Origin of the sequence: Pseudomonas sp. C9 (genome assembly GCF_002000165.1) — a bacterium.
Lineage (GTDB): Bacteria > Pseudomonadota > Gammaproteobacteria > Pseudomonadales > Pseudomonadaceae > Aquipseudomonas.
This window is the reverse complement of the sequence record NZ_MPAK01000001.1, coordinates 2,465,309-2,490,802: the sequence shown is the minus strand read 5'-3', so window position 1 is coordinate 2,490,802 and position 25,494 is coordinate 2,465,309. Positions and strand designations below refer to the sequence as shown.

Below are 25,494 nucleotides of genomic sequence, written 5' to 3'. Positions count from 1 at the left end.
GGGGATCGTCGAGGGTTCGAACAGGATTTGAGGGATTCAGATGCAACCGATCAAGGGTTATCACGCCCACGTTTATTTCGATGCCGGGACGGTCGACCAGGCACGGGCCTTGTGCGAGCAGGCGGCGCAGTTGTTCCCGCTGAAGATGGGCCGCGTGCATGAACGCCTGGTCGGCCCGCACCCGGACTGGAGCTGCCAATTGGCGTTCGGCCCCGAACTCATCGGCGATGTATTGCCGTGGCTGGCCCTCAACCGCAAGGGGTTGGTGGTGTTCCTGCACCCGGACACCGGCGACGACTTGCTCGACCACACCGAGCACGCGATCTGGATGGGTGCAATCCGGCCGCTGGATCTGTCTATTTTTTGATCAGAGGCTTTCTTCGGCTTCGCCCGGCAAGTGCTCGTCCAGGTGCAACCAGGGCAAGCGGCTGTCCATCCAGATATGCCGCTCGGCCGGGGCCTGCTCCGGGTGGTCGAGGGTGGCGATGGTCAGGTCGATGCTCTGCGGGCTGAGACGGGTCATAAACGCCAGTTGCGCCCCACAATTCGGGCAGAAGTAACGTACGCCGGTTGTTGAAGAATCGTACTGCGCCGGTGTGCCGTTCACCCATTCAAACGCCGATGTCGGCACAGTGATCCAGGTGGTCACGATCCCGCCGCTGACCCTTCGGCAAATCGAACAATGACAGTGGGCGATGTCGTGCAGCGGCCCGCTGAATTGGTAGCGTATGTGTCCGCAGTGGCATCCGCCTGTATGAATTTCACCCATATTTCGCCTCCTGCCCCGTATTCAGGGGCTTTGAACCCGTCCGACGACCGGTCGCACATCCGCGCAAAGCTTTCATCGGCGAAAGCTGGCTGAAAGCTTCCCCGATTAGGATCGCCCCACTGCCGGCAACAGACCGGTTGGCCAATGAGTGTTTTATCGCTCGCACGGCCCATTTAACAACAACAATGGTGATCCTGATGTTCTCTGCTACCCGCCGCTTCGCTGTCACTCCGTCCGTACGCCTCGTGCTCCCCGTTCTGCGCTGACCCCACCCGGTTCGCCCATTTCCCCTCGCCGCGCTACGCCTGGAGTATTCCCATGCTGACTTTCCTTGGCTTTGCCATGGTCATCACGTTCATGTTCCTGATCATGACCAAGCGCCTGTCCGCGCTGATCGCCCTGATCATCATCCCGATCCTCTTTGCCCTGTTTGGCGGTTTTGCACCGAAGATCGGTCCGATGATGCTCGAAGGCATCACCAAGCTCGCGCCGACCGGTGTGATGCTGATGTTCGCCATTCTGTACTTCGCCCTGATGATCGACTCCGGCCTGTTCGACCCGGCCGTGCGCAAGATCCTCAAACTGGTCAAGGGCGACCCGTTGAAAGTTTCGGTCGGCACCGCCGTTCTGGCGCTCGTTGTTTCCCTCGATGGTGACGGCGCGACCACTTATATGATCTGCGTGGCCGCGATGCTGCCGCTCTACAGCCGCATCGGCATGAGCCCGCGGATCATGGCCGGTCTGATCATCCTCGCCGGTGGCGTGATGAACATGACCCCGTGGGGTGGCCCGACCGCACGTGCGGCCAGTGCACTGCATGTGGACCCGTCCGATATCTTCGTACCGATGATTCCAGCCATGCTGGCCGGTGTGGTGGCGATCCTGGCGATTGCCTACTTCTACGGTAAGCGCGAGCGTGCTCGCCTGGGTGAATTGCACCTGGTCGGCGATGAAATCGACCACAGTGAAATCAGCGTTTCGCAGTTCCCGGATGCACGTCGTCCGAAGCTGATCTGGTTCAACGGCTTCCTGACCCTGGCGCTGATGTGCACCCTGATCGCCGGCCTGTTGCCGCTGCCAGTGCTGTTCATGGTGGCGTTCAGTATCGCGATGATCGTTAACTACCCGTGCCTGCAACAGCAGAAGGATCGCATTGCGGCCCACGCTGGTAGCGTTCTCTCGGTGGTCGGCCTGATCTTCGCGGCCGGTATCTTTACCGGTATCCTGACCGGCACCGGTATGGTCGATGCGATGTCCAAGAGCCTGTTGGCGGTCATCCCTGAATTCCTCGGTCCGTACCTGGCAGTCATTACTGCGCTGGTGAGCATGCCGTTCACGTTTTTCATGTCGAACGACGCTTTTTATTACGGCGTGTTACCAGTACTTGCCGAAGCCGCCAGTCATTACGGTATAACCGCAGTTGAAATGGCACGTGCCTCGATCGTCGGTCAGCCCGTCCACTTGTTGAGCCCGCTGGTACCATCGACCTACTTGTTGGTGGCTCTGGCCGGTATCGAATTCGGTGACCATCAGCGCTTTACCCTGAAATGGGCAGTGTTGGTGTGCATGTGCATACTGGTTGCAGCGTTGCTGATGGGGATTTTTCCGCTCTTCAGCACTCTATAAGCCCAAGACTCACCACAACGGGTCCCGGCTTCGCGGTTTGAAGCCTGGGCCCGTTGCGGTTTAACAATCGCTCAAAGGAATACACATGGAATGGCTGACCAACCCTGAAATCTGGGTTGCCTTCTTTACCCTGACCGCCCTGGAAATCGTTCTGGGCATCGATAACATCATCATGATTTCGATCCTGGTCAGCCGCATGCCCAAGCACATGCAGGCGCGCACCCGGATTTTCGGTCTGGCGCTGGCCATGATCACGCGGATCCTGTTGCTGCTGTCGATCACCTGGGTCATGCGCCTCACGGCGGACCTGTTCGTGGTGTTTGGCCAGGGCATTTCCGGCCGCGACCTGATTCTGTTCTTCGGTGGTCTGTTCCTGCTGTGGAAGAGCTCGCAAGAGATGTACCACGCGCTGGAAGGCGAAGACGAAACCAACGAGGAACCGAGCGGCAAGGGCGGCAACTTCCTCTACACCATCGTGCAGATCGCGATCATCGACATCGTGTTCTCGCTGGATTCGGTGATCACCGCTGTCGGCATGGTCTCCCATGTTCCGGTCATGGTCGCGGCGATCGTCGTTGCCGTACTGGTGATGATGTGGGCTTCCGGCACCATCAGCGAGTTCATCGACAAACACCCGTCGCTGAAAATGCTGGCGCTGTCGTTCCTGTTGATCGTCGGTACCGTGCTGATTGCCGAGTCCCTGGACGTACACGTACCAAAAGGCTACGTCTACTTCGCCATGGCGTTCTCGCTGGCGGTTGAAGCGATCAACATCAAGATGCGCACCGCGATTGCGAAAAAGAAGAAGCAGCAAGATCCGGTGAAACTGCGTAAGGACATTCCGGGCCAATAACCCGATTGTCATGCGATAGAAAAAGGGGCCTTCGGGCCCCTTTTTCACGCCTGCATAAAACCGTTTTCATGACACTTTTGTTTCAATCACTTCCTTGGCTATGTAATGCTGGCGCTCAGACCGTTAGCCAACTACAGCTTAAGTACAGAACGTAGAAAAACGCGCGGTACCGTCAACTTGCCCCGCTGGGGCGCGACCATCACAGGGGGCCTTTATGCTCACCCTGCTCAATTTGTTATCGGCCGTGGCCTTGTTGATCTGGGGCACGCACATTGTCCGAACCGGCATTTTGCGGGTCTACGGGTCCAACCTGCGCCATGTGATTGGCCAGAACATGTCCAAGCGCTGGCTGGCGTTTCTCTCCGGGATCGCGGTGACCGCGATGGTCCAGAGCAGTAACGCCACCGCCATGCTGGTCACCTCGTTTGTCGGCCAGGGCCTGATGGCGCTGACTCCGGCACTGGTAACCATGCTCGGGGCGGATGTTGGTACGGCGCTGATGGCGCGGGTGCTGACCCTGGACCTGTCGTGGCTGTCGCCGCTGCTGATCTTTGTCGGGGTGATTTTATTTCTGTCGCGCAAACAGACCCGACTCGGGCAGATGGGGCGCGTGGCGATTGGCCTTGGGCTGATCATTCTGGCGTTGCAACTGATTGTGGAGGCTGCTGCGCCGATCACCCACGCCAAAGGGGTAAAAGTGATCTTCGCCTCGCTGACCGGCGACATTTTGGTCGATGCCCTGGTCGGCGCATTGTTCGCGATGATCTCCTACTCGAGCCTGGCCGCCGTGCTGCTGACCGCGACCCTGGCCGGTGCCAAGGTGATCAGCTTGCCGGTGGCCATCGGTCTGGTGATTGGCGCCAACATTGGCAGCGGCGTTCTCGCGTTCCTCAGTACCAGCATGCAGAACCCCGCCGGGCGCCAAGTGGCGCTGGGCAGCCTGTTGTACAAACTGATCGGCCTGTTGTTGATCATTCCGGTGCTGAACCCATTGGTACACTGGCTCGATAGCCTGGACTTCAGTCCCCAGGAAACAGTCATTGGCTTTCACTTGCTCTACAACAGCGTCCGCTGCTTGATCCTGCTGCCGACCGTCGGTCCGATGGCCAGGCTGTGCGCCTGGCTGTTGCCAGAGCGGCCGGAAGTCAACGGAACCGCCAAACCCCGCCATCTCGATCTCACCGCGCTGGTCACACCGAGCCTGGCGCTGGCCAATGCGGCCCGGGAAACCCTGCGCATGGGCGATCTGATCGACAACATGCTGGAAGCGATGCTCGATGTGTTGAATGGCAAGCAAACGGCCGTTACCCAGGAAGTGCGTCGTCTGACCGATGATGTCGACGCGCTCTACAGCGCGATCAAGCTCTATCTGGCGCAAATGCCCCGCGAAGACCTCAGCGACCAGGACAGCCGGCGCTGGGCAGAAATCATTGAGTTGACGATCAACCTCAAGCTCGCCAGCGACCTGATTGAACGCATGCTGCGCAAGGTTCAGCAGCAGAAAACCTCACACCGCCGGTCCTTTTCCGAGGTCGGGCTGGAGGAGTTGTCAGGATTGCAACGTCAGTTGATCTCCAATTTGCGGCTAGGATTGTCGGTGTTCCTGAGCGCTGACAAGGAAAGTGCTCGCCAGTTACTGCGTGAGAAACGCCGTTTTCGCGCACAGGAGCGGCGTCTGGCCCATGCCCATGTCAGCCGGTTGCAGCTTAAGATTGTGCAAAGTATCGAGACCAGCTCGTTGCATCTGGAGCTGATCGCCGACATGAAACGTTTGAATTCGCTGTTCTGCAGCAGTGCTTACGTGGTGCTTGAAACGTCCGACACCGGCGCGCTGGCGGTCGACGATTTGGCTGACATCACGCATTCACCCTGAACGTCCACCGTTGTCTGAAGTCTGTTGAACTGCGCTCGCCGTATGGAAGCTCGTTATGCGTTGCCTGTTGTTCGCCTGTTTGTTGCTTGGCTCACTCCCTTCGTTTGCCCTGGATCGCTTTCAGGTCGAGGGTTATACGCTGCCCAATGGCCTGCAATTGCTGCTCAAGCCGGGCACCGAGCGCGGGCATGTGGCGATTCGTCTGGTCGTCGGCGTCGGTCTGGATGATTTCAGCTGCGAAGACAAAGAACTGCCCCACCTGCTGGAGCACTTGCTGTTCAGTGGTATCGATGCCACCGGCGAAGGCGGCTTGGAAGAGCGCATGCAAGCGCTGGGGGGTGAGTGGAACGCGTTCACCAGTAACGCCGACACGACATTCGTCATCGAGGCACCGGCAAAAAACCAGCGCAAGGTCCTCGACCTGTTGCTGGCGCTGTTGACCCAGACCCGAATCGACGACAACGCCATCAACGCTGCCAAGCAAGTGGTCGAGCGCGAAGATGGCGGTCATTACACACACCTGCAACGCTGGCTCGATCGTCAGGACCTCGGTCACACGGCTAGTAATCAACTGGCGGTGGAGCTGGGCCTCAAATGCCCGCAGCGCGCCGAAGTCGATCACCTGACCCGCGAGCAACTGGAGAAAGTACGCAAGCTTTGGTACGCGCCCAACAACATGACCCTGATCATGGTCGGCGACCTCGACCGATTGCTGCCGGCCTATCTGGAGCGGGCATGGGGTGAGTTGAAAGCGGTCGACCCGAGCGAACACATGCCCCTGCCGGAAATTCGCGCCAGTGCCGCTCACGAGCGCACGCTGAGTAGCGGTTTCCTTGGCGGCGCGGCCAAGCTGCACTGGCTGGTGCCGGAGCCTGTACTGGACGATCAGCAAGACGAAACGTTGGACCTGCTCAAGGACTATCTGGACTGGGCGCTGTATCGCCAAATGCGCCTGGTCCACAGTTTGTCCTACGGGCCTTCCGCCGAGCGCGAGCTGTTTGGCGGTGTGGGCTTCATGAGCCTGAACGCCGACCTTGAGCGTGACAATGTGTCGGAGGCTGAACAAGTCCTCGATGAGTTGAAAGCCCGGTTGCTCAAGGACGGCCTCGACAGCGACACGTTCAACCGTCTCAAACAGGCGGCTATTGCCCGCCAGGCCTGGGCCGTGCAGGGCAATAGCGCGTTGGCCGATTATTACTGGAGTGCCCTTGGAGATTACGAGGACGGACGCTTCGCTGACCCGGCCAAAGAACTGCAAGGCGTAACACTGGAGGAAGCCAACAAGGCGTTGCGCGAGTTGTTGCTGCAACCGGGGTATTTGCGGATCGAGAAGCCACTGATGAGTGATGACCAGTTGGTTTGGGTGATTGGCGGGGTGTTGGCGCTGATTGCGCTGATACTGCTGAGCTGGCGCTTGCACCGAAAATCGCCGCCGACTGAGTAGCAGCTGCCGAAGGCTGCGTTCGGCTGCGAAGCAGTCGTTAAACCCTTCACCACGGTGTATCAGGAATATTTGACACAATAGATTTGCGACTGCTGCGCAGCCGAACGCAGCCTTCGGCAGCTGCTGCACGGACTCCGGCTCCGGCCGCGGGCCTCGCCACACCGCCCCCCGGCGGGTAACCTGTCGAGGATTTTTCCTACGACGAATGTGAACCGCCAAATGCCGACCCTGACCCTTTTCGTCCAGCGCATCCTGGAATTGATGAAGCGCTATCCTGGGGTCATTGCGCTCGGCGGGTTCATTTCCGGTGTCGGCAGCTTCATCCTGGTGGATCGCCAGCAAGGCCTGGCGACCTGGATCACCATCATCATGGTGCTCAGTTGGGTCTGGCTGATGCTGGAAAACAGCCTGACCAAGCTGTTCGCCAAAATCTTCAAGCGCGAAATTCCCCAGCCGCTGCTGCGTTACGCCACGCAGATGATCCACCAGGAAAGCCTGTTCTTTGTCCTGCCGTTCTTCTTCATCACCACCACCTGGAACAGCGGCCAATTGTTCTTCACCGGTCTGCTGGGTATCGCGGCGCTGATTTCCATCACCGACCCGCTCTACTACAAATGGCTGGCCCCCCGGCGTTGGGCGTTCCTGGCGCTGCACACGCTGACGCTGTTTGCCGCGTTGCTGACCGCCCTGCCTGTCATCATGCACCTCACCACGTCCCAGAGTTTCAAGTGGGCGCTGGGTATCGCCGTGCTGCTGTCGTTCCCGAGCCTGGCGTCGATCTTCCCGATCCGTACAGTGCGCAACGCCTTGGCGATTCTGAGTATCACGCTGGGCATCGGTGGCCTCGGCTGGGTCATGCGTTCGTGGGTGCCGCCGGCGACCCTGTGGATGACCGACGTGGCGATCAGCACGCAAATGCAAGACCGCACCCCCGGCAAGAGTCTGGATCAAGTCAGCGCCGAGCAGATCCGTGGTGACGGGTTGTACGCCTACACCGCGATCAACGCCCCGCGCGGCCTGGATGAGCGGATTTATCACGTGTGGCAGTTCAACGGTAAAGAAGTTGACCGCATCCCGCTGGATATCCACGGTGGACGCAAGGAAGGCTACCGCGCCTGGACGCATAAGCAGAACTTCCCGGGCAACCCGGCAGGTAAATGGCAGGTCCGGGTGCTGACCGAAGACGGTCAGGTTATCGGTGTGCTGCGCTTCACCGTAACGGACAGCACACCGACCAAAGAAAAGTAACGCGGTTCGTGCTATTACGTAGCTCTACGCATTTACCGAACAAGCACGGAGTTTATGACCAGCAGCACAATGGCCGGCAATGTCCAACTGGACGCTTCTCACTCCCCTGCACAGCTGCGGGTTACGGGTGACTGGACGCTCGCCCATTACGCTGATCTCAAGCACCTGTGCGAAAAACTTCGCGGCCAATACAACGACGACACCCACATCGACCTCAATCATCTGGGCGCCCTCGATACGGCCGGCGCCTCGTTGTTGGTGGAGCTGCTGGGGGCCGAGCGGCTCGGTCGCTCCGCCGAACATCCCGATTGCACGCTCTCCACTGCCGATCGCGCGTTGCTGCAAACCATCTACTGCTCAATGACCAATTTCTGCGTACCGATCAAGGAACCGGAAGTCAGCGTCAGTATTCAATTGTTGACCCGAATTGGCCGCGCCGTGGACACGGTATGGCAAGACACCCTGCAACTGCTGGGCTTCGTCGGGCTGATTCTGGAAACCATCGTTCGCGGGCTGTTTCGTCCCAAGCGCTGGCGCATCACGCCGATGGTGGCGCACATCGAACAAACCGGTCTCGATGCCGCGCCCATCGTCGCCCTGCTGACGTTTCTCGTGGGCGCGGTGGTGGCGTTTCTCGGGGCGACCGTGTTGGCCAATTTCGGCGCGACGGTATTTACCGTGGACCTGGTGGCCTTTTCATTCTTGCGTGAATTTGCCGTGTTGCTCACAGCCATCCTGATGGCCGGGCGCACCGCCAGTGCGTTCACTGCGCAGATCGGCTCGATGAAGGCCAACGAAGAAATCGACGCCATCCGCACCTTGGGCCTCGACCCGATGGAATTGTTGGTGGTGCCGCGCGTCCTGGCGTTGCTGGTGTCGTTGCCGATGCTGACCTTCCTGGCAATGGTCTCGGGGATTGTCGGCGGCGGCGTGGTGTGTGCGGTGGCGCTGGATATTTCGCCGGCGATGTTCCTGTCGCTGCTGCAAACCGACATCGGCGTTCAGCACTTTCTGGTCGGGATCGTCAAAGCGCCGGTTTTCGCTTTCCTGATTGCCGCGATTGGCTGCCTCGAAGGCTTCAAGGTCAGCGGCAGTGCCGAGTCGGTGGGGGCTCACACCACGTCCAGCGTGGTCCAGTCGATTTTTGTGGTGATTGTGCTTGACGCCGTGGCCGCGTTGTTTTTCATGGAGATGGGCTGGTGAGTCGTTTACCCCGAGCGCCTACTGAGGCGGTGATCGAAGTCCGCGGGCTGTGCAATCGCTTCGGCAGTCAGAGCGTGCACGAAAATCTCGACCTCGATTTGTACAAAGGTGAAATTCTCGCCGTGGTCGGCGGCTCCGGCAGCGGCAAATCGGTGCTGCTGCGCAGCATTATCGGTTTGCGGCAGCCCAGTGAAGGGGTGGTGAGGGTTTTCGGGAAAAACCTGCCGACATTGTCGGAACATGAACGCTCGATGATTGAGCGACGCTTCGGCGTACTGTTCCAGCAAGGCGCCCTGTTCACTTCGCTGACCGTGACCGAAAACGTCGCCCTGCCCCTGATCGAACACGCCGGCCTGAGTCGTGAAGATGCCGAACACCTGGCGGCGGTCAAACTGGCACTGGCCGGGCTGCCGCTGTCGGCAGCTGACAAGTACCCCGCTGCGCTATCCGGCGGCATGATCAAGCGTGCGGCGCTGGCCCGTGCGCTGGCGCTGGACCCGGACATCCTGTTTCTCGACGAACCCACCGCCGGCCTCGACCCGATTGGCGCGGCGGCATTCGATCAGTTGATCCTGACCCTGCGTGACGCGCTTGGGCTGAGTGTTTTTCTGGTGACCCACGACCTCGACACGCTCTACACCATCACCGACCGCGTGGCGGTGCTGGCGCAGAAAAAAGTGCTGGTGGCGGACGCCATCGACAAGGTCTCGGAAACCGACGATCCGTGGATTCACGAATACTTCCATGGCCCTCGCGGCCGCGCGGCGCTGACGGCCGCTCAACAGCTTAATGAGGTCTGACATGGAAACCCGAGCCCATCATGTTTTGATCGGCCTGTTCACCGTGATTGTGGTGGCGGGCGCCCTGCTCTTCGGCTTGTGGCTGGCCAAGTCCAGCGTCGACACCGAGTTCAAGGATTACGAAGTCGTCTTCAACGAGGCGGTCAGCGGCCTGTCCAAGGGCAGTTCCGTGCAGTACAGCGGGATCAAGGTTGGCGACGTGGTGACGTTGCGCCTGGACCCCAAAGACCCACGCCGGGTGCTGGCGCGAATTCGCCTGGGCGGTGACACCCCGGTCAAGGAGGACACCAAGGCCAAGCTCGCGCTGACCGGCGTGACCGGCACCTCGATCATCCAGCTCAGCGGCGGCACGCCACAGAGCTCGGCGCTCAAGGGCAAGGACGGCAACCTGCCGACCATCATCGCCTCACCCTCGCCCATCGCACTCCTGCTCAGTGACAGCAACGAGTTGATGGCCGGCGTAAACACGTTGATGCATAACGCCAACCAGCTGTTCTCCACGGAAAACGTCGAGCGCATCAGCAAGACGCTGGAGCATCTGGAACAGACCACCGGCACCATTGCCGATCAGCGTGGCGATATCCGTCAGGCGATGCAGCAACTGGCGTCGGTGGGCAAGCAAGCCAACACCATGCTGGAGCAAACCACCGCGCTGATGCGCAACGCCAATGGCCTGCTCAATGACCATGGCAAGCAGGCCATCGGCAGCGCCGAACAGGCAATGAAGTCGCTGGAGCAGTCCACGGCGACGATCAACAAGTTGCTCGTCACCAATCAGGAGTCACTCAACAACGGCATGCAGGGCCTCAACGGCCTGGCCCCGGCGGTTCGCGAGTTGCGCGAAACCCTGACTTCATTGCGCGCCATCTCTCAGCGCCTGGAGGCAAACCCCAGCGGTTACCTGCTGGGCAGCGACAAGAATAAGGAATTCACCCCATGAAACTGACTCGTATCGCCCTCCTCGCCGGCTTCACGCTGATCAGTTCGTGCTCGATTCTGCCCAAGCCAGAGCCGTTCGATGTGTATCGATTGCCTTCGGCCCAGAGCAACGTGTCAGCCAGTCATGGCACGCCGCAACGCTGGTCGTTGCGCTTGAATAAGCTCCACGCCAGCGATGCGTTGGACGGCCCGAACATTGCGGTAATTCCTCAAGGCGATTTGATCAGCACCTACAAAGGCTCACGCTGGAGTGACCCGGCACCGGTGCTACTGCGCAATCGTCTGCTGGACGGCTTCCAGCAGGACGGCCGGGTACCGCTGCTGAGCACCGATGACAGTATTTTCCACGCGGACCTGGAGTTGGGTGGCCATTTGCAGTCGTTTCAGACCGAATATCAGGGCACGACCGCTAGCGTGGTCGTGAGCCTGGATGCCGTGCTGGTGCGTGGCTACGATCAGCGAATCCTCGCCAGCCGGCGCTTCGAAGTGCGCCAGCCGTTGAGCGATGTGAAGGTGCCAGCGGTCGTGGTCGGGTTTGGCCAGGCGAGTGACCAATTGACGGTGCAGGTGGTGAATTGGGCGGTTGAGCAAGGGCAGAAAGGCGCCCCGCCACCGAGACCCTGAAACCAGCACGGAGCAAATGTGGGAGCGAGCTTGCTCGCGATTGCGGTCTAACAGGCAACATCTGAGTCGACTGACACGCCGCTATCGCGAGCAAGCTCGCTCCCACAGGGGATCTCGGTTAACCGAAGAACCAGTAACAAACCCCGATGGCGCCAAGCACCCCGGCCAATTCAGCCAGCAACGCACACCCCACCGCATGCCGCGCGCGCTGGATGCCTACCGCGCCGAAGTATACCGCCAGCACATAGAACGTCGTCTCGGTGCTGCCCTGGACCGTGGCCGCCACCAGCGCCGGGAAGCTGTCTACGCCGGACGTCTTCATGGTTTCGATCAGCATCGCCCGCGCGGCGCTGCCGGAGAATGGTTTGACCATGGCAGTCGGCAAGGCATCGACGAACCGCGTGTCCCAACCGGCCCACTCCACCAGATGACGAATGCCATCCAGGCCAAAATCCAGCGCGCCGGACGCCCGTAGTACGCCCACCGCGCAGAGCATCGCCACCAGGTACGGCAGCAGATTCTTGGCCACGTCGAAGCCTTCTTTGGCGCCTTCGACGAACGCTTCGTAGACCTTCACTTTGCGTAACGCGCCAATCACCAGGAACAGCATGATCAGCCCGAATAGCGTCAGGTTGCCGAGGATGGACGACAAACCGGCCAGCGCCGTCGCCGACATCGTCGCCAGCAGCGCCATGAAGCCACCGAGGACGAGGGCGCCGGGAATCAGATACGCCAGCACCACCGGGTCCCAGATGCGCAGGCGTTGCATGAACGCTACGGAGAGGAAGCCGACAATGGTCGAACAACTGGTGGCCAGCAGGATGGGCAAGAACACCAGCGTCGGGTCCGGCGCACCTTGCTGGGCGCGGTACATGAAGATCGTCACCGGCAGCAGGGTCAGGGAGGAGGCGTTGAGCACCAGGAACAGGATCTGTGCGTTGCTGGCCACGGTGGCGCTGGGATTGAGCTCTTGCAGCGCCTTCATCGCCTTGAGGCCGATCGGTGTGGCGGCATTGTCCAGGCCCAGGCCGTTGGCGGCGAAGTTCAGGGTGATCAGGCCGATGGCCGGGTGACCGGGCGGCACTTCCGGCATCAATCGCAGGAACAACGGCCCCAGCGCCTTGGCCAGCCACTCGACAATCCCGGCTTTCTCGGCAATGCGCAGAAAACCGAGCCAGAGGGTGAGGGTGCCGAACAGCAATACCATCACTTCCACCGACAGCTTGGCCATGGCGAAAATGCTTTCCACCATCGCCGCGAAGATCCCGGCGTTACCGCCAATCAGCCATTGCGCCAGCGCCGAAACGGCCGCCACGATGAAAAAGCCAAGCCACAGGCCATTAAGCATCAGTCAAATCCCCCGGAAGATGCGGCGAATGATAGCGGGGTAGCCAGAAACGACAAACCCCGGATTTCTCCGGGGTTTGGTTTGGCTCTTCTTGTAGGAGCAAAGCTTGCTCGCGATGCGGGCGCCGCGGTGTATCAGTTAAACCGCGTCATCGTTCATCGCGGGCAAGCCATGCTCCTACAGAGGGCGTGATCAGTTGCGGGTGGTTTCACCTGCCGGCAGCTTTTCCTTGCTGCGCCAGTGCGGCAGGGAGTTCCAGTAGCGCTGACCCTTGGCATCGTCATACATGCCTTCCCAACGTGCGATGACCAGCACGGCGAGGGCGTTGCCGATGACGTTCAGTGCGGTACGGGCCATGTCCATGATGCGGTCGACGCCGGCGATGAATGCCAGGCCTTCCAACGGAATCCCCACGCTGCCCAAGGTGGCCAGCAACACCACGAAGGACACGCCTGGAACGCCGGCGATGCCTTTGGAGGTGACCATCAGGGTCAGTACCAGCAACAACTGCTGGCTGATCGACAGGTCGATGCCGTACAGCTGGGCAATGAAGATGGCCGCGATGCTTTGGTACAGAGTCGAGCCGTCGAGGTTGAACGAGTAGCCGGTTGGAACCACGAAGCTGCAAATGGCTTTCGGCGCGCCGTAGGCTTCCATTTTCTCGATCACACGCGGCAGCACGGTTTCGGAACTGGCGGTGGAGTAGGCCAGCACCAGCTCATCCTTGAAGATGCGGATCAGCTTGATCACCGAGAAGCCGAACAGGCGAGCGATCAGGCCCAGCACCACAAATGCGAAGAAGGCGATGGCGAAGTACACCAGCACCACCAGCTTGGCCAGCGGCAGCAGGGACGCGAAGCCGAAGTTGGCCACGGTCACCGCGATCAAGGCGAACACGCCGATCGGGGCGTAGTTCATGATCATGTGAGTGACCTTGAACATGCTTTCCGATACGCCCTGGAACATCTTCACCAGCGGCTCGCGCAGGTCCGATTGCAGGCTCGACAGACCGAGGCCGAACAACACGGAGAAGAAGATGATCGGCAGCATCTCGCCGCGCGCCATGGCCGCGAAGATGTTCGACGGGATCAGGTTGAGGATGGTTTCGACGAACGCGTGTTCATGCTGAACCTCGGCGGCCGTGGCCTGGTACTTGGAAATATCCACGGTACCCAGGGTGCTCATGTCGATGCCGGTGCCCGGATGGAACACGTTGGCCAGCACCAGACCCACCAGAATGGCGATGGTGGTGACGATTTCGAAGTAGACGATGGTCTTCAGGCCGATGCGCCCGAGCTTCTTCGCGTCGCCGACGCCAGCGATACCGACGATCAGCGAGGAGATCACGATCGGGATCACGATCATCTTGATCAGACGGATAAAGATATCGCCTGCCGGTTGCAGGACGTTGCTGATCCACCAGGCTTTTTCGGCACTGAAATGGTTGAGCAGCGCACCAATTGCAATCCCCAATACCAGACCGATGAGGATCTGCCAGGCGAGGCTAAGCTTTGCCTTCTTCATATCATTACCCTTACTTGCGTTTGACTCAGACAGACGCGGTCACTGGAACGCTTGTGGCGAAAAAGTGTTTGCATCTGCCCCCGTATAAGGAGCCCCGGAGCGCTTGTTATGGCTCTCTGGCAGGCGAAAAAAGGCGCAACTATTCCGATGCAAGGGGGCGACGTCTAATGCCGTAAACGCCTACCCTATGCCGAATCGGCATGAGCTTTTCTAAATGAAACTGGCGTCCCAACCGGTTCGAATACGACATTTCGGCAGCTATAAGTGCCGCGAACCGGCCATTTCAGAGGAGGTTGGGTATTTTTCGTGCGAAGGATCACGGGCTAAAAATTCAGAAAAAACCTACGTTTAGCCGCGAAAAATCAGTGTTATTTGTTCACAGCTTTCTCGATATACGGTCGCGAAGAACCATAAGAAACACTGCGTAATGTTTTTGCGAGGATTTAGCGGAAACAGCATAGGGATATAAAAGCCGTTGTCTGGGGGACAATGCGTGCAGCGAGTGAAGCTCTCCGCAAATTCGCCGAGTCCCGATGACCCGGCGAACTTGCGTCGCAGCTTTTGCCTGACCCGGCCCTTGCGCAGGTACTCCCTGTACCCGTAGGTCACTCCGACCCTGTAACAGTCAAAACGTCCCGGCCCCATGGTCATGCGTCTACCTTCCTCGGGTAGCGCAGTAGAAAGAAGCATGGTGCTTCTTTCATATGACAAATTCGGTACCCGTGCGGATTTTTTTGAGCCGTTCCATCAATCAGTCCTGCATGCCCTGATCGCACTTCCTTCACCACGCCGCTTTTGCGACGGCACTACCGCCCAGAAGCTGGGCGGCTGCCAGTGTCTTTTGACATAACCCTAAAGTTCACCCTCGGCCGCGACGGCCAAAGAAGAAGGAGGCGATGAACATCACCAGGAACACGACAAAGAGAATCTTGGCGATACCCGTGGCGGTGCCCGCGATACCACCGAAGCCCAGTACTGCAGCGATGATGGCAATGATCAAGAATGTGATTGCCCAGCTCAACATGGTGATTCTCCTTACGCTTCATTATTTAGAAGTGTCGCTTGTGGTGCTTTTCCCGGCGCGCGGTGCACGCCAAGTTCGTTTACCTAGAACACCCAACGCTCCTGGCGCGGCAGCTCATCCAGCGGTTGAGGCTGGTCGACATCCATCATCCGCATGGGAGCGGTGTCAGCCAGGTTGCTGCTGGCGGCGCTGAAGTGGGTTTGGGCTGCATGTTGAATCGACACGTGCGGCGTCTCTGGCTGCTGGCTCTGTTCCCAACGAAGGAACTGTTGGCCGGCGATCAGCGTGATCAGCAATGCCAGCACAACAAACAAGCCTTGTTGGATGTGCAGTGGCGAGATACGCATTTGGGCGGCACGGTGGCTATTCATCCTGTAGCTCCTCCCACTTTGGTGGTGATCTTGTCAGGCGGTTATTTAAATGCCCTGATTACCCAGACCATTGCAGTCGGCATGCCAGCTTTTTTTGCAAATAAAAATCAACAAAAACAATTAGTTATAAAGTTTGTGCAAATCGATTGCGACGCATCCTGCACGATGACCCCGGCAGGGTCGTGCGAATTGCACGATAGATTCACCGCCGCTTTGATTATTTTTGAATTGAGCGACCAGCGCAGATGTCAGAGAGGGAGGCGGGCATTCGCCTGGAACCCGATGTTTGGGTAAAAAACCAGACTATTCAGTGGATTAGGCAAGGTGACAGTAGATAGCTACCCTGCCAGTGCTGGAATGGATCAGAATCGACCATGCAACTTGCCCGATTTATCCGGGACTAACCAAGATAATCACTAAAGGAGCGTAGGAACATGGAATCAGCCACTGTGCATCAAGGCCGCATTCTGCTGGTGGACGATGAGTCCGCGATCCTGCGAACCTTCCGTTACTGCCTCGAAGATGAAGGCTATAGCGTCTCCACCGCGACCAGCGCGGCCCAGGCCGACGCCTTGTTGCAGCGTCAGGTGTTCGATCTTTGCTTCCTTGATTTGCGCCTCGGTGAGGACAATGGCCTGGATGTCCTGGCGCAAATGCGCATCCAGGCGCCATGGATGCGGGTGGTGATCGTCACTGCGCACTCAGCCGTGGACACTGCAGTCGATGCGATTCAGGCAGGGGCTGCCGACTACCTCGTCAAGCCGTGCAGCCCCGATCAATTGCGCCTGGCCACCGCCAAGCAATTGGAAGTGCGGCAGCTGTCCGCTCGCCTGGAGGCCCTTGAGGGGGAGGTGCGTAAACCCAAGGATGGTCTGGATTCCCACAGCCCGGCCATGAAGGTGGTGCTCGAAACCGCCCGCCAGGTCGCCAACACGGATGCCAACATTCTGATTCTGGGGGAGTCCGGCACCGGTAAGGGAGAACTGTCCCAGGCCATCCACGGCTGGAGCAAGCGTCAGAAAAAGTCCTGCATCACGATCAATTGCCCGTCCTTGACCGCCGAGCTCATGGAAAGCGAACTTTTCGGTCACAGTCGTGGCGCCTTTACCGGTGCCAGCGAAAGCACGTTGGGGCGCGTCAATCAGGCTGACGGTGGCACGCTGTTTCTCGACGAGATCGGCGATTTTCCGTTGGTTTTACAACCCAAACTGTTGCGATTCATTCAGGACAAGGAATACGAGCGGGTGGGCGACCCGGTGACCCGCCGCGCCGATGTGCGCATTCTCGCGGCGACTAACCAGAACCTTGAAGACATGGTGCGCGACGGCCGATTCCGCGAAGACTTGCTCTATCGCCTGAACGTGATCACGTTGCACCTGCCGCCGCTGCGCGAACGCCGTGAAGACATCCTGACGCTGGCCGACCGTTTCCTGGCCCGTTTCGTCAAGGAATACGCGCGCCCGGCCCGGGCCTTCAGCGATGAGGCCCGCGAGGCGTTGCTGGGTTATCGCTGGCCCGGCAACATCCGCGAACTTCGCAACGTGGTGGAGCGGGCAAGCATCATCTGTCCGCAAGAACGAGTCGAAATCAGCCATTTGGGCATGGCCGAAGCGCCGGTCAACAATGCGCCACGCATCGGTGCGGCGTTGAGCCTGGATGAACTGGAAAAAGCCCACATCGGTGCAGTGCTCGCCACGGCGGATACACTGGATCAGGCAGCCAAGACACTGGGTATTGATGCCTCGACCCTGTACCGCAAACGCAAGCAGTACAACTTGTGAGCTGCTGACCGATGAGACTGGCGATGAAGCTGCGTACTCGGCTGTTTTTGAGTATTTCTGCACTGATCACCGTGGCGCTGCTGGGGCTGTTGCTCGGACTGGTCAGCGTGATGCAGATGGCCGGCTCTCAGGAAGTGCTTGTTCGCGACAACTTCGTCACCCTGGACCTGGGACTCAAACTACGCCAGGCCTTGGGCGATCAATTGATGGTCATGGTCAGCGAGAAGCCTGATGCCGAAAAATTCGAGGCGGCCAGAAAGCACTATATGGAATTGCTCGAGGAAGGTATCGCACTCGAGCAATCCGGTAATGGTAGTGAGTACGGGTTCAGGCAGGCCAAGGATGACTATCTCAGTTTTATTCAGGCCTACGACCACGTCACGGATCCCACCAAGGTATTGAATGGCAATGACGTCCTGACGGAAAAATTCAACACCCTGCGCAATGGTCTGCTCACTGAACACAAACGCGCACTGGATAACATCAATGACACCGAGCGCCAGTCCCGGGAGCGCGCGCTGCTGATCGCCGGGCTTCTCGGGTTGGTGGGATTGGCCGTGTTGATCATCGGGTTCGTGACAGCCCATGGGATTGCACGGCGATTCGGGACTCCGATCGAAGCCTTGGCCCAGGCCGCCGATAATATTGGCCGGGGCAATTTCGAGGTGACCCTGCCGATTTCATCCGCCGTGGAAATGAATCTGCTGACCAAGCGTTTCGGGATCATGGCCGAGGCATTGCGTGAACACCAGGCCACCAACGTCGACGAGTTGCTCGCCGGTCAACAACGCCTGCAAGCTGTACTCGACAGCATCGACGATGGCTTGTTGATGATCGATCGCGAAGGTCATCTTGAACACCTCAATCCGGTGGCTCAGCGCCAGTTGGGTTGGGAAACCGATCGTCTCGGCCAAGGGCTGGGCGCAGCCCTCGAACGTCCCGAGCTGGATGAACAGCTGCAACTGGTGCTGCGAGGTGGAACGCTGGAGCGTGCACCGGAAGACTTGAGCATCGAAGTCGATGGCGAGTCGAGGTTGCTGACCTACAGCCTGACGCCGGTCAGCCATACCCAAGGTCACATCCTTGGTGCGGTGATGGTGTTGCATGACGTGACCGAACAGCGTGCGTTTGAACGGGTGCGCAGCGAGTTTGTCCTGCGCGCGTCCCATGAGTTGCGAACGCCGGTCACCGGCATGCACATGGCCTTCGGTCTGTTTCGCGAGCGGGCGAAATTTGCGCAGGATTCGCGCGAAGCCGACTTGCTGGATACCGTGAATGAAGAAATGCAGCGCTTGATGCAATTGATCAACGACCTGCTGAATTTCTCTCGCTACCAGAACGGATTGCAGAAACTGACTTTGGCACCATGTTCCATCGAAGATTTACTGTCGCAGGCTCAGGCGCGTTTTGCCGAAGCCGCAGCAGAGCAGGGGATTGAATTGCGGGTTGAAGTACAGGGGCCGCTGCCCCGACTGCAGGCCGATCAACCGCAATTGGATCGGGTGCTCGACAACTTGATCGACAATGCTTTGCGCCATACCGCACGGGAAGGGCTGATTCGGTTGCAGGCACGGCGCCACGGCGAGCGGGTGATTATCAGTGTCGAGGACAACGGCGAAGGAATCGCCTATGGCCAGCAAGGGCGGATTTTCGAGCCCTTTGTCCAGGTCGGCCGCAAGAAGGGCGGGGCCGGGTTGGGTTTGGCACTGTGCAAGGAAATCGTGCAGTTGCATGGTGGGCGGATGGGCGTCTATTCACGGCCGGGGCAGGGCACGCAGTTCTACATGGCGCTGGCGGTGTAAGTTGTTTTCACGGTTCGTCGTTCATGCGTCGGCCCGACATTCGGCGCCCACGGGTAATCAGTTCTATGAACTGCACGGCGCTCAAGGCATGAGCGAATAGCCAGCCCTGACCGAATTTCACCCCTTCGCTGCTTAGAAACGCCGCCTGGGCTTCATGCTCGATGCCTTCGGCGATCACCCTGAGTTGCAGCGCTTGTGCCATGTGAATGATATGCGGTGCCACGCCGCTGCTGGCGGCGTCATGGCCCAGGGCGTCGATAAACGCCTTGTCGATCTTCAGGCAGTCCACCGGCAGGGTTTGCAGGTACGCGAGGCTGCAATAGCCGGTGCCAAAGTCATCAATCAGCACTTGATGCCCGACATCGCGCAACGCTTGCAGGTTATCCCTGGCCACCACCACGTCGATCAAACCCCGTTCGGTCACCTCGAAGGCAATCTGTTTGGCAGCGACGCGGTGTAGCGACAGCAGGCGGGCCATCACCTGGCCAATACGTGGCACCATCACATCGCATGCCGCCAGGTTAACCGAGATGTACAACTGCGGGTTTGCGCGTAGCAATTGACCCAGTTGCTCGAGCAGGCGCTGCAGTACGAAATCGGTCATCTGCCGGATCTGGCCAGTGTTTTCCGCCATCGGAATAAACAGATCGGGGCTGGTCAGTGAGCCGTCGGGCCTTCGCCAGCGCAGCAACGCTTCGGCACCGACACAATTGCGGCTGTCGAGATCGAAGATCGGTTGGTACAACACCTGCAGCTCGCCTCGCCGTATGGCTCCGTGTAGCTCTGCGTCCAGCGACTGGCGCTGACGCACCAGTAGAAACACCAGAAAACCGACAATAATGCCCAACACGAGACTGGCAGGAAGAAGCCACCACCACACCGCCGGCACGTGCATGCCGGTGCGCGGTGTGATCAGGACCAATTGGTATTCCGGATTGTCGGTCGGCATGCGGTAAATCAAACGAGTTTGCGTGACTTGCAGTGCGTCGCGGCTTTTGGGGGCCCAGGATTCCGTCGGCGGCCAGACTTGGGCGGCACCCAGGACGGGAATGGCGCGAGTGCCATGGTCCAGCACCACCAGCAAACTGCTACCGGGCGACAAGTCGACCATATCCGTCAAATGCCCGCGAGACGTCGCCACCCGGAAATTGCCCCTGCCAAGCATCAGCGCGGCCCGGTTTTCATCGGGCTCGGTCGTGGTATTCAGCCAGTAGCTGTAGGTGGGGCCTCTGATATCGGGAGGTCGCAGGCGCGAAAGGCCTTCCTGGCGAGGACGGTTGGAGCACAAGCGTGACGCATCGATGTAGGCCGCTTCGTAGACAAAGCGGTAATTGAAACTGACCTGTTGCAAGGTCGCGATCATTTCATCATCGCAGCCTCTCAGTGGCTGGGCTTCCAGGTCGTCGAGGCTTTCGCGCAGCTGCCCGAACAGCTGTTCCAGGCGGGCGAGGAAACGCTCGCCCTGAGCGTTCATTTCCTCGCTTTCGCTCTGTTCGACCTGATGCATCGCTACGAACAGGCTGCCTGCCATCAAAATAGCCGCGCTTAGGGCAGCAGCCAGTATCGCCAAAAACCAGGGGCGATAGAACCAGCTACGGAGTGTCTCTCGAGCTACAGCCATCATAGATATCCGAAGAATTACCAATGAGTTATAGCTGCTGATGGGGAAAAAGCTCTTACCGTCGGACGGGTGCCATTATTTTGTCTGATTCAAGACTTGCAGGAGCGCCGCGGTTTCAGCGTCCGGGGTGCCATCGAAACGGGAGGGGCGGAAATGCATCTGAAAAGCCGCCAGTACCTGACGCGTCGCTACGTCCAGCTCACCGGTTTGTGGCGTGGCATAACCCAGCGTTGCCAGTTGCCCCTGAAACCAGCTGATGCTCGGCAGTTGTGCGGCAAACCGTACTTGCTGGCGCGCAACGGCCTGTTGGTTTGGCCAGATACCAAGGCCTTCGGCGGCCAGGCGTTTCCAGGGAAACAGCGGGCCGGGATCGAGCTTGCGTCCCGGCGCAATGTCGCTGTGGCCGATGATGGCGCGGGGATTGATGTGGTAACGCTTGCTGATGTCCTTGAGCAGGACGATCAACGATTGCACTTGATCTTCGCTGTAGGGGTACCACTGGCGCCCGGTGGGAGTGTCTTTGAAGCCAGGGTTGACGATCTCGATGCCGATGGAGCTGGAGTTCAGCCACGTCCGGCCTTGCCATTCGCTTTCACCCGCATGCCAGGCGCGATAATTTTCATCCATCAGCTTATAGATGGTGGCGCCCTTGTCGTCGCCAATCAGGTAATGACTGCTGACTTCGCCATGGGTCAGCAACTGCAGTGAGCGCTCTAGCGAGGCGTTGGTGTAATGCACCACCACGAACTGGATACGGCTGTCGTAATTGGCCGAAGGATGGCTGGTGTCGATCCGGGGGCCGCTGGCGCAACCGGCCAACAGCAGCGACACAATGAGAGCGAGATATTTCATGGCAAGAGACAGTACACACAAGACAGTAATGCAACAGTGTAACGTACTGCCTTGTGTGCCGACGGCAAATGCTCGGTTTTAAACAAAATGGAACAATTGGCCGTTAGCCGGCCTCCACACGATTGCGCCCGGCGTTTTTCGCACGATACAGCGCCTGATCGGCTCTTTTCAGCGCCATATCGCTATGTTCGCCGGGTTTGAATGCTGTAAGCCCCATCGAAATAGTGATGGTGACTCGCTCACCTTTGAAGTGGAAAGGGCAGGCTTCGATCGCGGCGCGCAAGGTTTCCAGCAGTTTTGCACCGACTGCTGGCACCGTGCCGGGCATCATGAGAACGAACTCCTCGCCGCCAAATCGTGCGATGAAATCAGTCCCGCGCAGTCGCTTGCGCAGCACATTGGCGATGATTTTCAGCACCTTGTCGCCGGCCAGATGGCCATAGTTGTCGTTGATGCTTTTGAAATGATCGAGATCAAGCATGGCCAGCAGCAAGGTATTGCCGTGCCGCTGCCACTGGCCGATTTCGTGCTCCAGGCGTTCGCTCCAGGCGGCGCGATTGGGCAGGCCAGTGAGCGGGTCGATCAAGGCCTTCTGGCGCTGCTCTTCAAGGTGTTCACGGTAACCCAGCGCTTCCTGTTCCATGTGCGCCACCCGTTCGGCCAGGCTGTGTAACCGGGCCGCAACCTCCTGCTCACGCTCGTCGCGTTGTTTCTGGTGATGGTCCATGGTGCCGAGCAGGCCTTCAAGGTGACTCTCCAGTACCTGCTTGAGATCGTCCAGGTCCGCCGCTTCGTGCATGCTGCTTTGCAGGCCATCGACCTGTTCGCGGATTTGCGAATCCATCTGGCGCGCCGCTGAACGGCTGTCTGCGTGGCCTTCGCTGGCGGCCTGCAAGTTACTCTGGAAGGACTCCAGGCGTTCATTGAGTCGCTGTAGATAGACTTCGAATTCGTGTTGACCGCTGTCGTTGATCGCCAGCATCAAGGTCGCCAGATCGTCGAGGATCGGGATCAATTCGTACCAGTTCAAACCGTGTTGAAGGCGATCGCGCATCGCTTCAGCTTGTGGGCGGTGGCGTTCCGGTAACGTCAGGTCCTCGAGAAGACCCAGCAGCGTGTCTTCGATGTGCTTGGCGACGGAGCTATAGGACGGCTCTGGTGAGTCGGGCAAGACGTAGAGGAAGTGCTCTGGTTCAGTGTGTTCCGTATGGGTCAACTCGTCAGGATTGATTGCCGAAGTGGCTGGCGCAAGGACGGGAAGGGCGGGCACTTCCAGGACTTCAATGTCTGACGGCGTGTGTGGTTCTGCAGCGGACGCGCATGGGGTGTCTGGGTGAAGGACGGGCGGGACAAACGCCACCACTTCAGCAGTGACTACCGGTGACGCTTCAGTTTCCAGTGGCTCAGGTGCAGCCGCGTCGGGGAGAGGAGCATGTATTGCCGGCTGCTCGGTTGACTGCGTGTCCTCGTTGGGTGTGGGAACGACGGGCGCGATTTCGGCAGCCGTTTCCACAGGCTGCGCAGCCGGTGTGTGCACGGCTTGAGCAACCACTTGCGGAATGTCCTCATCCGCTTCGCGACCGCCGAACAGTCGCTGCAGAAAACCGGGGCGTTCAGGCTCGGCAGGGTTCTCCAATTGGTTCAAGGCTTTGCCTTGCAGGCCGCTCAGTTCACTGAGCAGTAACGGAATCTCACGGGCCTGACTGACTCTTCCATCGAGCCTTTTGGCAAAGCTCTTGAGCGGTCGACTCACTTCCCGGGGCAGCGGCAATGATTGCAGCTGCGTGACCAGTGCGGTCAGTGCGGCGCTGGTTTGATTGACCCGGGTTGCCCGGCGCTGCTCGGAATCGAGTACGGCTTTTTCCAGGCGCGGCAGCAGGGCGGCCAAACCGGCGTCCATGTCATCGGTACGCACGACTTCGCGCATTTCCTTCATGCATTGGTCGACGGCACGGTCCGTACCTTCTGCCGCCAGCGTGCTACGCACCAGCCCACGGCGCAACAGGTCGAGCCGGGCGTCCCAGCGACGTTCGAGCTTTTCCTGTTGTTCGATGTTTTTAAGGTATTTCTCTTTCCAGCGCTGTGTTTCGTCGCTCATTCATGGGATCCGCGAAGGGCAGGACTCAACGCGGGCAATGCATCGGCCGTGAGCGAACCCGGCAGACGAATTTCTACCGCGACCGGCAGGTGATCGGAAATGGGCTGTGCCAAGACCTCGACCTTTTCAAGGGTCAGCGTGGGGCTTAGCAGAATATGGTCCAGGCAGCGCTGTGGGCGCCAGCTGGGGAAGGTCGCTTCCAGTTGCGGCGCGAGCAGGCCGAGGTCGCGCAACGGGGAGTTTTGCAGCAAGTCGCTGGCATGGGTGTTCATGTCGCCCATCAGCACCTGGTGTTTATAGCCGCCAATCAACTCGCGGATATAGGCCAGTTGCATGCTGCGGGCGCGGGCACCGAGCGCCAGGTGCATCATGACCACCACCAGCGCTTCCGGACCTTCGCCGAAACGTACCAGAATCGCCCCGCGACCCTTGGGCCCCGGCAGCGGATGGTCCTCGATCACCCATGGGCGCAGGCGGCTGAGCACGCCATTGCTGTGCTGGCCGAGGCGTCCGAGATTGCGGTTGAGTTGTTGATACCAGTAAGGAAAGGCGCCGAGTTGGGCCAGGTGTTCGACTTGATTGACGTAGCCTGAGCGCAGACTGCCGCCATCGGCTTCCTGCAAGGCGACCAGATCGAAGTCGCCCAGCAGGTTGCCGATTTTTTGCAGATTGTCGGCACGCCCGGTATGCGGCAACACGTGTTGCCAACCCCGGGTCAGATAATGCCGGTACCGCTCGGTACTGATGCCGACCTGGATATTAAAACTGAGCAAGCGCAGACGACTGTCTGCGGGCAAGCCCGTCGACTCCAGATGATGTTCGTTGACCCGTGGATCATGCAGGCCAACGATGCGTTCAGTACCCCATCGGCGCATGGCAGAGGCAGCCCTTAGTTGGCGGCAGCCTTGTTAGCCGCTCGCTCTTTGTCGACCAGTTTATCGGCCAGTTGCAGGGCTTGCTCGGCACCGCCGGCAGAGCCCACGTCGAAGCGATACTTACCGTTGACGATCATGGTGGGTACGCCAGAAATCTCATACTTCTTGGCCAGCTCTTTGGCCTGAACGATTTTGCCCTTGATGGCGAAGGAGTTGAAGGTGGCTAGGAACTTGTCTTTATCGACGCCCTGAGTGGCCAGGAACTCTGCCATTTCTTCTGGAGTAACCAATTTTTTGTGTTCTTTCTGGATCGCTTCGAAAACGGCAGCGTGAACCTTGTGCTCGACGCCCATGGCTTCAAGGGTCAGGAACATCTGGCCGTGTGCGTCCCAAGGGCCGCCGAACATGGCTGGAATGCGGACGAAGTTGACGTCGGAAGGCAGTTTCTCAACCCATGGATTGATCACTGGTTCAAAAGCGTAGCAGTGTGGGCAGCCATACCAGAACAGCTCGACGACTTCGATCTTGCCAGGCACCGCGACCGGAACCGGATTGCTCAGTTCGACGTAAGGGGCGGCGGGGGCTTCGGCGGCTTGGGCAGTCATGCCGAACAGGCTGGCAGCGACGAATGCGGCGCTGATGATCAGATTACGCATGCTTTACTCCTGGACAATTTTAGTCGCCTCGCGCGACCTGTTTTAAGACAGGTCATGGCGGGCGTGAGTTCTGTAGTGTAACGGCAGCGGCCACAAAAAAGGGCGGCCAAAGCCACCCTTTTTATGCTTGCATCGACGGATTAATCGAGCGTTAACGTTGCAG

Annotated in this window: 22 protein-coding genes; 12 read left to right on the top strand and 10 right to left on the bottom strand. The window is 59.1% G+C overall.

The features are described 5' to 3' along the window. Positions 1-40: 40 nt before the first annotated feature. Positions 41-367: a DOPA 4,5-dioxygenase family protein gene (locus tag BMS17_RS11675; RefSeq protein WP_046031026.1), complete on the top strand. Its 327-nt coding sequence runs from the start codon at positions 41-43 to the stop codon at positions 365-367. Here BMS17_RS11675 and BMS17_RS11670 read toward each other — a convergent pair whose 3' ends face one another. Beyond that, a complete protein-coding gene (locus BMS17_RS11670; RefSeq protein ID WP_046031028.1) occupies positions 368-769 on the bottom strand; it encodes a GFA family protein in 402 nt (133 codons plus the stop codon). Between the two features lie 318 nt (positions 770-1,087). Between BMS17_RS11670 and BMS17_RS11665 the strand changes: the two genes are divergently transcribed. The 9 genes from BMS17_RS11665 (at position 1,088) to BMS17_RS11625 (ending at position 11,379) form a co-directional block, all read left to right on the top strand. Further along, a complete protein-coding gene (locus BMS17_RS11665) occupies positions 1,088-2,395 on the top strand; it encodes a CitMHS family transporter (RefSeq protein WP_046031030.1) in 1,308 nt (435 codons plus the stop codon). 85 nt (positions 2,396-2,480) lie between these two features. Then, positions 2,481-3,248, top strand: coding sequence for a TerC family protein (locus BMS17_RS11660; RefSeq protein WP_046031033.1), 768 nt, complete (start codon positions 2,481-2,483; stop codon positions 3,246-3,248). Between the two features lie 214 nt (positions 3,249-3,462). Further along, positions 3,463-5,121 (top strand): Na/Pi cotransporter family protein, encoded by a 1,659-nt coding sequence (locus tag BMS17_RS11655; RefSeq protein ID WP_046031036.1) that lies wholly within the window; start codon positions 3,463-3,465, stop codon positions 5,119-5,121. A gap of 55 nt (positions 5,122-5,176) precedes the next feature. Continuing rightward, on the top strand, positions 5,177-6,565 hold the full coding sequence (locus BMS17_RS11650; protein WP_077430971.1) for a pitrilysin family protein: 1,389 nt from the start codon (positions 5,177-5,179) through the stop codon (positions 6,563-6,565). A gap of 219 nt (positions 6,566-6,784) precedes the next feature. Beyond that, positions 6,785-7,813: a DUF5924 family protein gene (locus BMS17_RS11645; RefSeq protein ID WP_077430970.1), complete on the top strand. Its 1,029-nt coding sequence runs from the start codon at positions 6,785-6,787 to the stop codon at positions 7,811-7,813. 54 nt (positions 7,814-7,867) lie between these two features. Beyond that, on the top strand, positions 7,868-9,016 hold the full coding sequence (locus BMS17_RS11640) for an ABC transporter permease (RefSeq protein ID WP_077430969.1): 1,149 nt from the start codon (positions 7,868-7,870) through the stop codon (positions 9,014-9,016). Beyond that, positions 9,013-9,816 (top strand): ABC transporter ATP-binding protein, encoded by an 804-nt coding sequence (locus tag BMS17_RS11635; RefSeq protein WP_046031041.1) that lies wholly within the window; start codon positions 9,013-9,015, stop codon positions 9,814-9,816. Before BMS17_RS11640 ends, BMS17_RS11635 begins: the two co-directional genes overlap by 4 nt. Position 9,817: 1 nt before the next feature. Then, on the top strand, positions 9,818-10,756 hold the full coding sequence (locus BMS17_RS11630; protein ID WP_046031042.1) for an MlaD family protein: 939 nt from the start codon (positions 9,818-9,820) through the stop codon (positions 10,754-10,756). Further along, positions 10,753-11,379, top strand: a complete 627-nt coding sequence (locus tag BMS17_RS11625; RefSeq protein WP_046031043.1) for an ABC-type transport auxiliary lipoprotein family protein — start codon at positions 10,753-10,755, stop codon at positions 11,377-11,379. The genes BMS17_RS11630 and BMS17_RS11625 overlap by 4 nt, the downstream gene beginning before the upstream one ends. 118 nt (positions 11,380-11,497) lie before the next feature. Here BMS17_RS11625 and BMS17_RS11620 read toward each other — a convergent pair whose 3' ends face one another. The 4 genes from BMS17_RS11620 to BMS17_RS11600 all read right to left on the bottom strand — a co-directional run bounded on the left by BMS17_RS11620 (position 11,498) and on the right by BMS17_RS11600 (position 15,646). Then, a complete protein-coding gene (locus tag BMS17_RS11620) occupies positions 11,498-12,727 on the bottom strand; it encodes a nucleoside recognition domain-containing protein (protein ID WP_046031044.1) in 1,230 nt (409 codons plus the stop codon). A 192-nt stretch (positions 12,728-12,919) separates the two neighbouring features. Next, positions 12,920-14,251, bottom strand: coding sequence for a glutamate/aspartate:proton symporter GltP (gene gltP, locus BMS17_RS11615; RefSeq protein ID WP_046031045.1), 1,332 nt, complete (start codon positions 14,249-14,251; stop codon positions 12,920-12,922). An 859-nt stretch (positions 14,252-15,110) separates the two neighbouring features. Next, positions 15,111-15,275: a DUF1328 domain-containing protein gene (locus tag BMS17_RS11605; protein WP_003177151.1), complete on the bottom strand. Its 165-nt coding sequence runs from the start codon at positions 15,273-15,275 to the stop codon at positions 15,111-15,113. 83 nt (positions 15,276-15,358) lie between these two features. After that, positions 15,359-15,646, bottom strand: coding sequence for a hypothetical protein (locus BMS17_RS11600; RefSeq protein ID WP_077430968.1), 288 nt, complete (start codon positions 15,644-15,646; stop codon positions 15,359-15,361). A 434-nt stretch (positions 15,647-16,080) separates the two neighbouring features. Between BMS17_RS11600 and algB the strand changes: the two genes are divergently transcribed. Next, positions 16,081-17,427: a sigma-54-dependent response regulator transcription factor AlgB gene (algB, locus tag BMS17_RS11595; RefSeq protein WP_046031047.1), complete on the top strand. Its 1,347-nt coding sequence runs from the start codon at positions 16,081-16,083 to the stop codon at positions 17,425-17,427. A gap of 11 nt (positions 17,428-17,438) precedes the next feature. Further along, positions 17,439-19,229, top strand: coding sequence for an ATP-binding protein (locus BMS17_RS11590; RefSeq protein ID WP_046031048.1), 1,791 nt, complete (start codon positions 17,439-17,441; stop codon positions 19,227-19,229). A gap of 7 nt (positions 19,230-19,236) precedes the next feature. Here BMS17_RS11590 and BMS17_RS11585 read toward each other — a convergent pair whose 3' ends face one another. From BMS17_RS11585 to BMS17_RS11565, 5 genes are all read right to left on the bottom strand, one after another. Then, a complete protein-coding gene (locus BMS17_RS11585) occupies positions 19,237-20,850 on the bottom strand; it encodes an EAL domain-containing protein (protein ID WP_046031049.1) in 1,614 nt (537 codons plus the stop codon). A gap of 75 nt (positions 20,851-20,925) precedes the next feature. Further along, a complete protein-coding gene (locus BMS17_RS11580) occupies positions 20,926-21,702 on the bottom strand; it encodes an N-acetylmuramoyl-L-alanine amidase (protein ID WP_046031050.1) in 777 nt (258 codons plus the stop codon). A gap of 103 nt (positions 21,703-21,805) precedes the next feature. Next, on the bottom strand, positions 21,806-23,800 hold the full coding sequence (locus tag BMS17_RS11575) for a GGDEF domain-containing protein (protein ID WP_046031051.1): 1,995 nt from the start codon (positions 23,798-23,800) through the stop codon (positions 21,806-21,808). After that, a complete protein-coding gene (locus tag BMS17_RS11570; protein WP_046031052.1) occupies positions 23,797-24,675 on the bottom strand; it encodes an endonuclease/exonuclease/phosphatase family protein in 879 nt (292 codons plus the stop codon). Before BMS17_RS11570 ends, BMS17_RS11575 begins: the two co-directional genes overlap by 4 nt. A gap of 14 nt (positions 24,676-24,689) precedes the next feature. After that, on the bottom strand, positions 24,690-25,331 hold the full coding sequence (locus BMS17_RS11565) for a thiol:disulfide interchange protein DsbA/DsbL (RefSeq protein WP_046031053.1): 642 nt from the start codon (positions 25,329-25,331) through the stop codon (positions 24,690-24,692). Positions 25,332-25,494: the final 163 nt, after the last annotated feature.

Bases quoted from the DNA above. Each gene is read 5' to 3' on its own strand.
- BMS17_RS11670 (WP_046031028.1), bottom strand. From the start codon at position 769: ATGGGTGAAATTCATACAGGCGGATGCCACTGCGGACACATACGCTAC.
- BMS17_RS11655 (WP_046031036.1), top strand. From the start codon at position 3,463: ATGCTCACCCTGCTCAATTTGTTATCGGCCGTGGCCTTGTTGATCTGG.
- BMS17_RS11565 (WP_046031053.1), bottom strand. From the start codon at position 25,331: ATGCGTAATCTGATCATCAGCGCCGCATTCGTCGCTGCCAGCCTGTTC.
- BMS17_RS11590 (WP_046031048.1), top strand. From the start codon at position 17,439: ATGAGACTGGCGATGAAGCTGCGTACTCGGCTGTTTTTGAGTATTTCT.
- algB (WP_046031047.1), top strand. From the start codon at position 16,081: ATGGAATCAGCCACTGTGCATCAAGGCCGCATTCTGCTGGTGGACGAT.
- BMS17_RS11570 (WP_046031052.1), bottom strand. From the start codon at position 24,675: ATGCGCCGATGGGGTACTGAACGCATCGTTGGCCTGCATGATCCACGG.
- BMS17_RS11600 (WP_077430968.1), bottom strand. From the start codon at position 15,646: ATGAATAGCCACCGTGCCGCCCAAATGCGTATCTCGCCACTGCACATC.
- BMS17_RS11675 (WP_046031026.1), top strand. From the start codon at position 41: ATGCAACCGATCAAGGGTTATCACGCCCACGTTTATTTCGATGCCGGG.
- BMS17_RS11660 (WP_046031033.1), top strand. From the start codon at position 2,481: ATGGAATGGCTGACCAACCCTGAAATCTGGGTTGCCTTCTTTACCCTG.
- BMS17_RS11630 (WP_046031042.1), top strand. From the start codon at position 9,818: ATGGAAACCCGAGCCCATCATGTTTTGATCGGCCTGTTCACCGTGATT.
- BMS17_RS11640 (WP_077430969.1), top strand. From the start codon at position 7,868: ATGACCAGCAGCACAATGGCCGGCAATGTCCAACTGGACGCTTCTCAC.
- BMS17_RS11580 (WP_046031050.1), bottom strand. From the start codon at position 21,702: ATGAAATATCTCGCTCTCATTGTGTCGCTGCTGTTGGCCGGTTGCGCC.
- gltP (WP_046031045.1), bottom strand. From the start codon at position 14,251: ATGAAGAAGGCAAAGCTTAGCCTCGCCTGGCAGATCCTCATCGGTCTG.
- BMS17_RS11620 (WP_046031044.1), bottom strand. From the start codon at position 12,727: ATGCTTAATGGCCTGTGGCTTGGCTTTTTCATCGTGGCGGCCGTTTCG.
- BMS17_RS11605 (WP_003177151.1), bottom strand. From the start codon at position 15,275: ATGTTGAGCTGGGCAATCACATTCTTGATCATTGCCATCATCGCTGCA.
- BMS17_RS11585 (WP_046031049.1), bottom strand. From the start codon at position 20,850: ATGGCTGTAGCTCGAGAGACACTCCGTAGCTGGTTCTATCGCCCCTGG.
- BMS17_RS11650 (WP_077430971.1), top strand. From the start codon at position 5,177: ATGCGTTGCCTGTTGTTCGCCTGTTTGTTGCTTGGCTCACTCCCTTCG.
- BMS17_RS11575 (WP_046031051.1), bottom strand. From the start codon at position 23,800: ATGAGCGACGAAACACAGCGCTGGAAAGAGAAATACCTTAAAAACATC.
- BMS17_RS11645 (WP_077430970.1), top strand. From the start codon at position 6,785: ATGCCGACCCTGACCCTTTTCGTCCAGCGCATCCTGGAATTGATGAAG.
- BMS17_RS11625 (WP_046031043.1), top strand. From the start codon at position 10,753: ATGAAACTGACTCGTATCGCCCTCCTCGCCGGCTTCACGCTGATCAGT.
- BMS17_RS11665 (WP_046031030.1), top strand. From the start codon at position 1,088: ATGCTGACTTTCCTTGGCTTTGCCATGGTCATCACGTTCATGTTCCTG.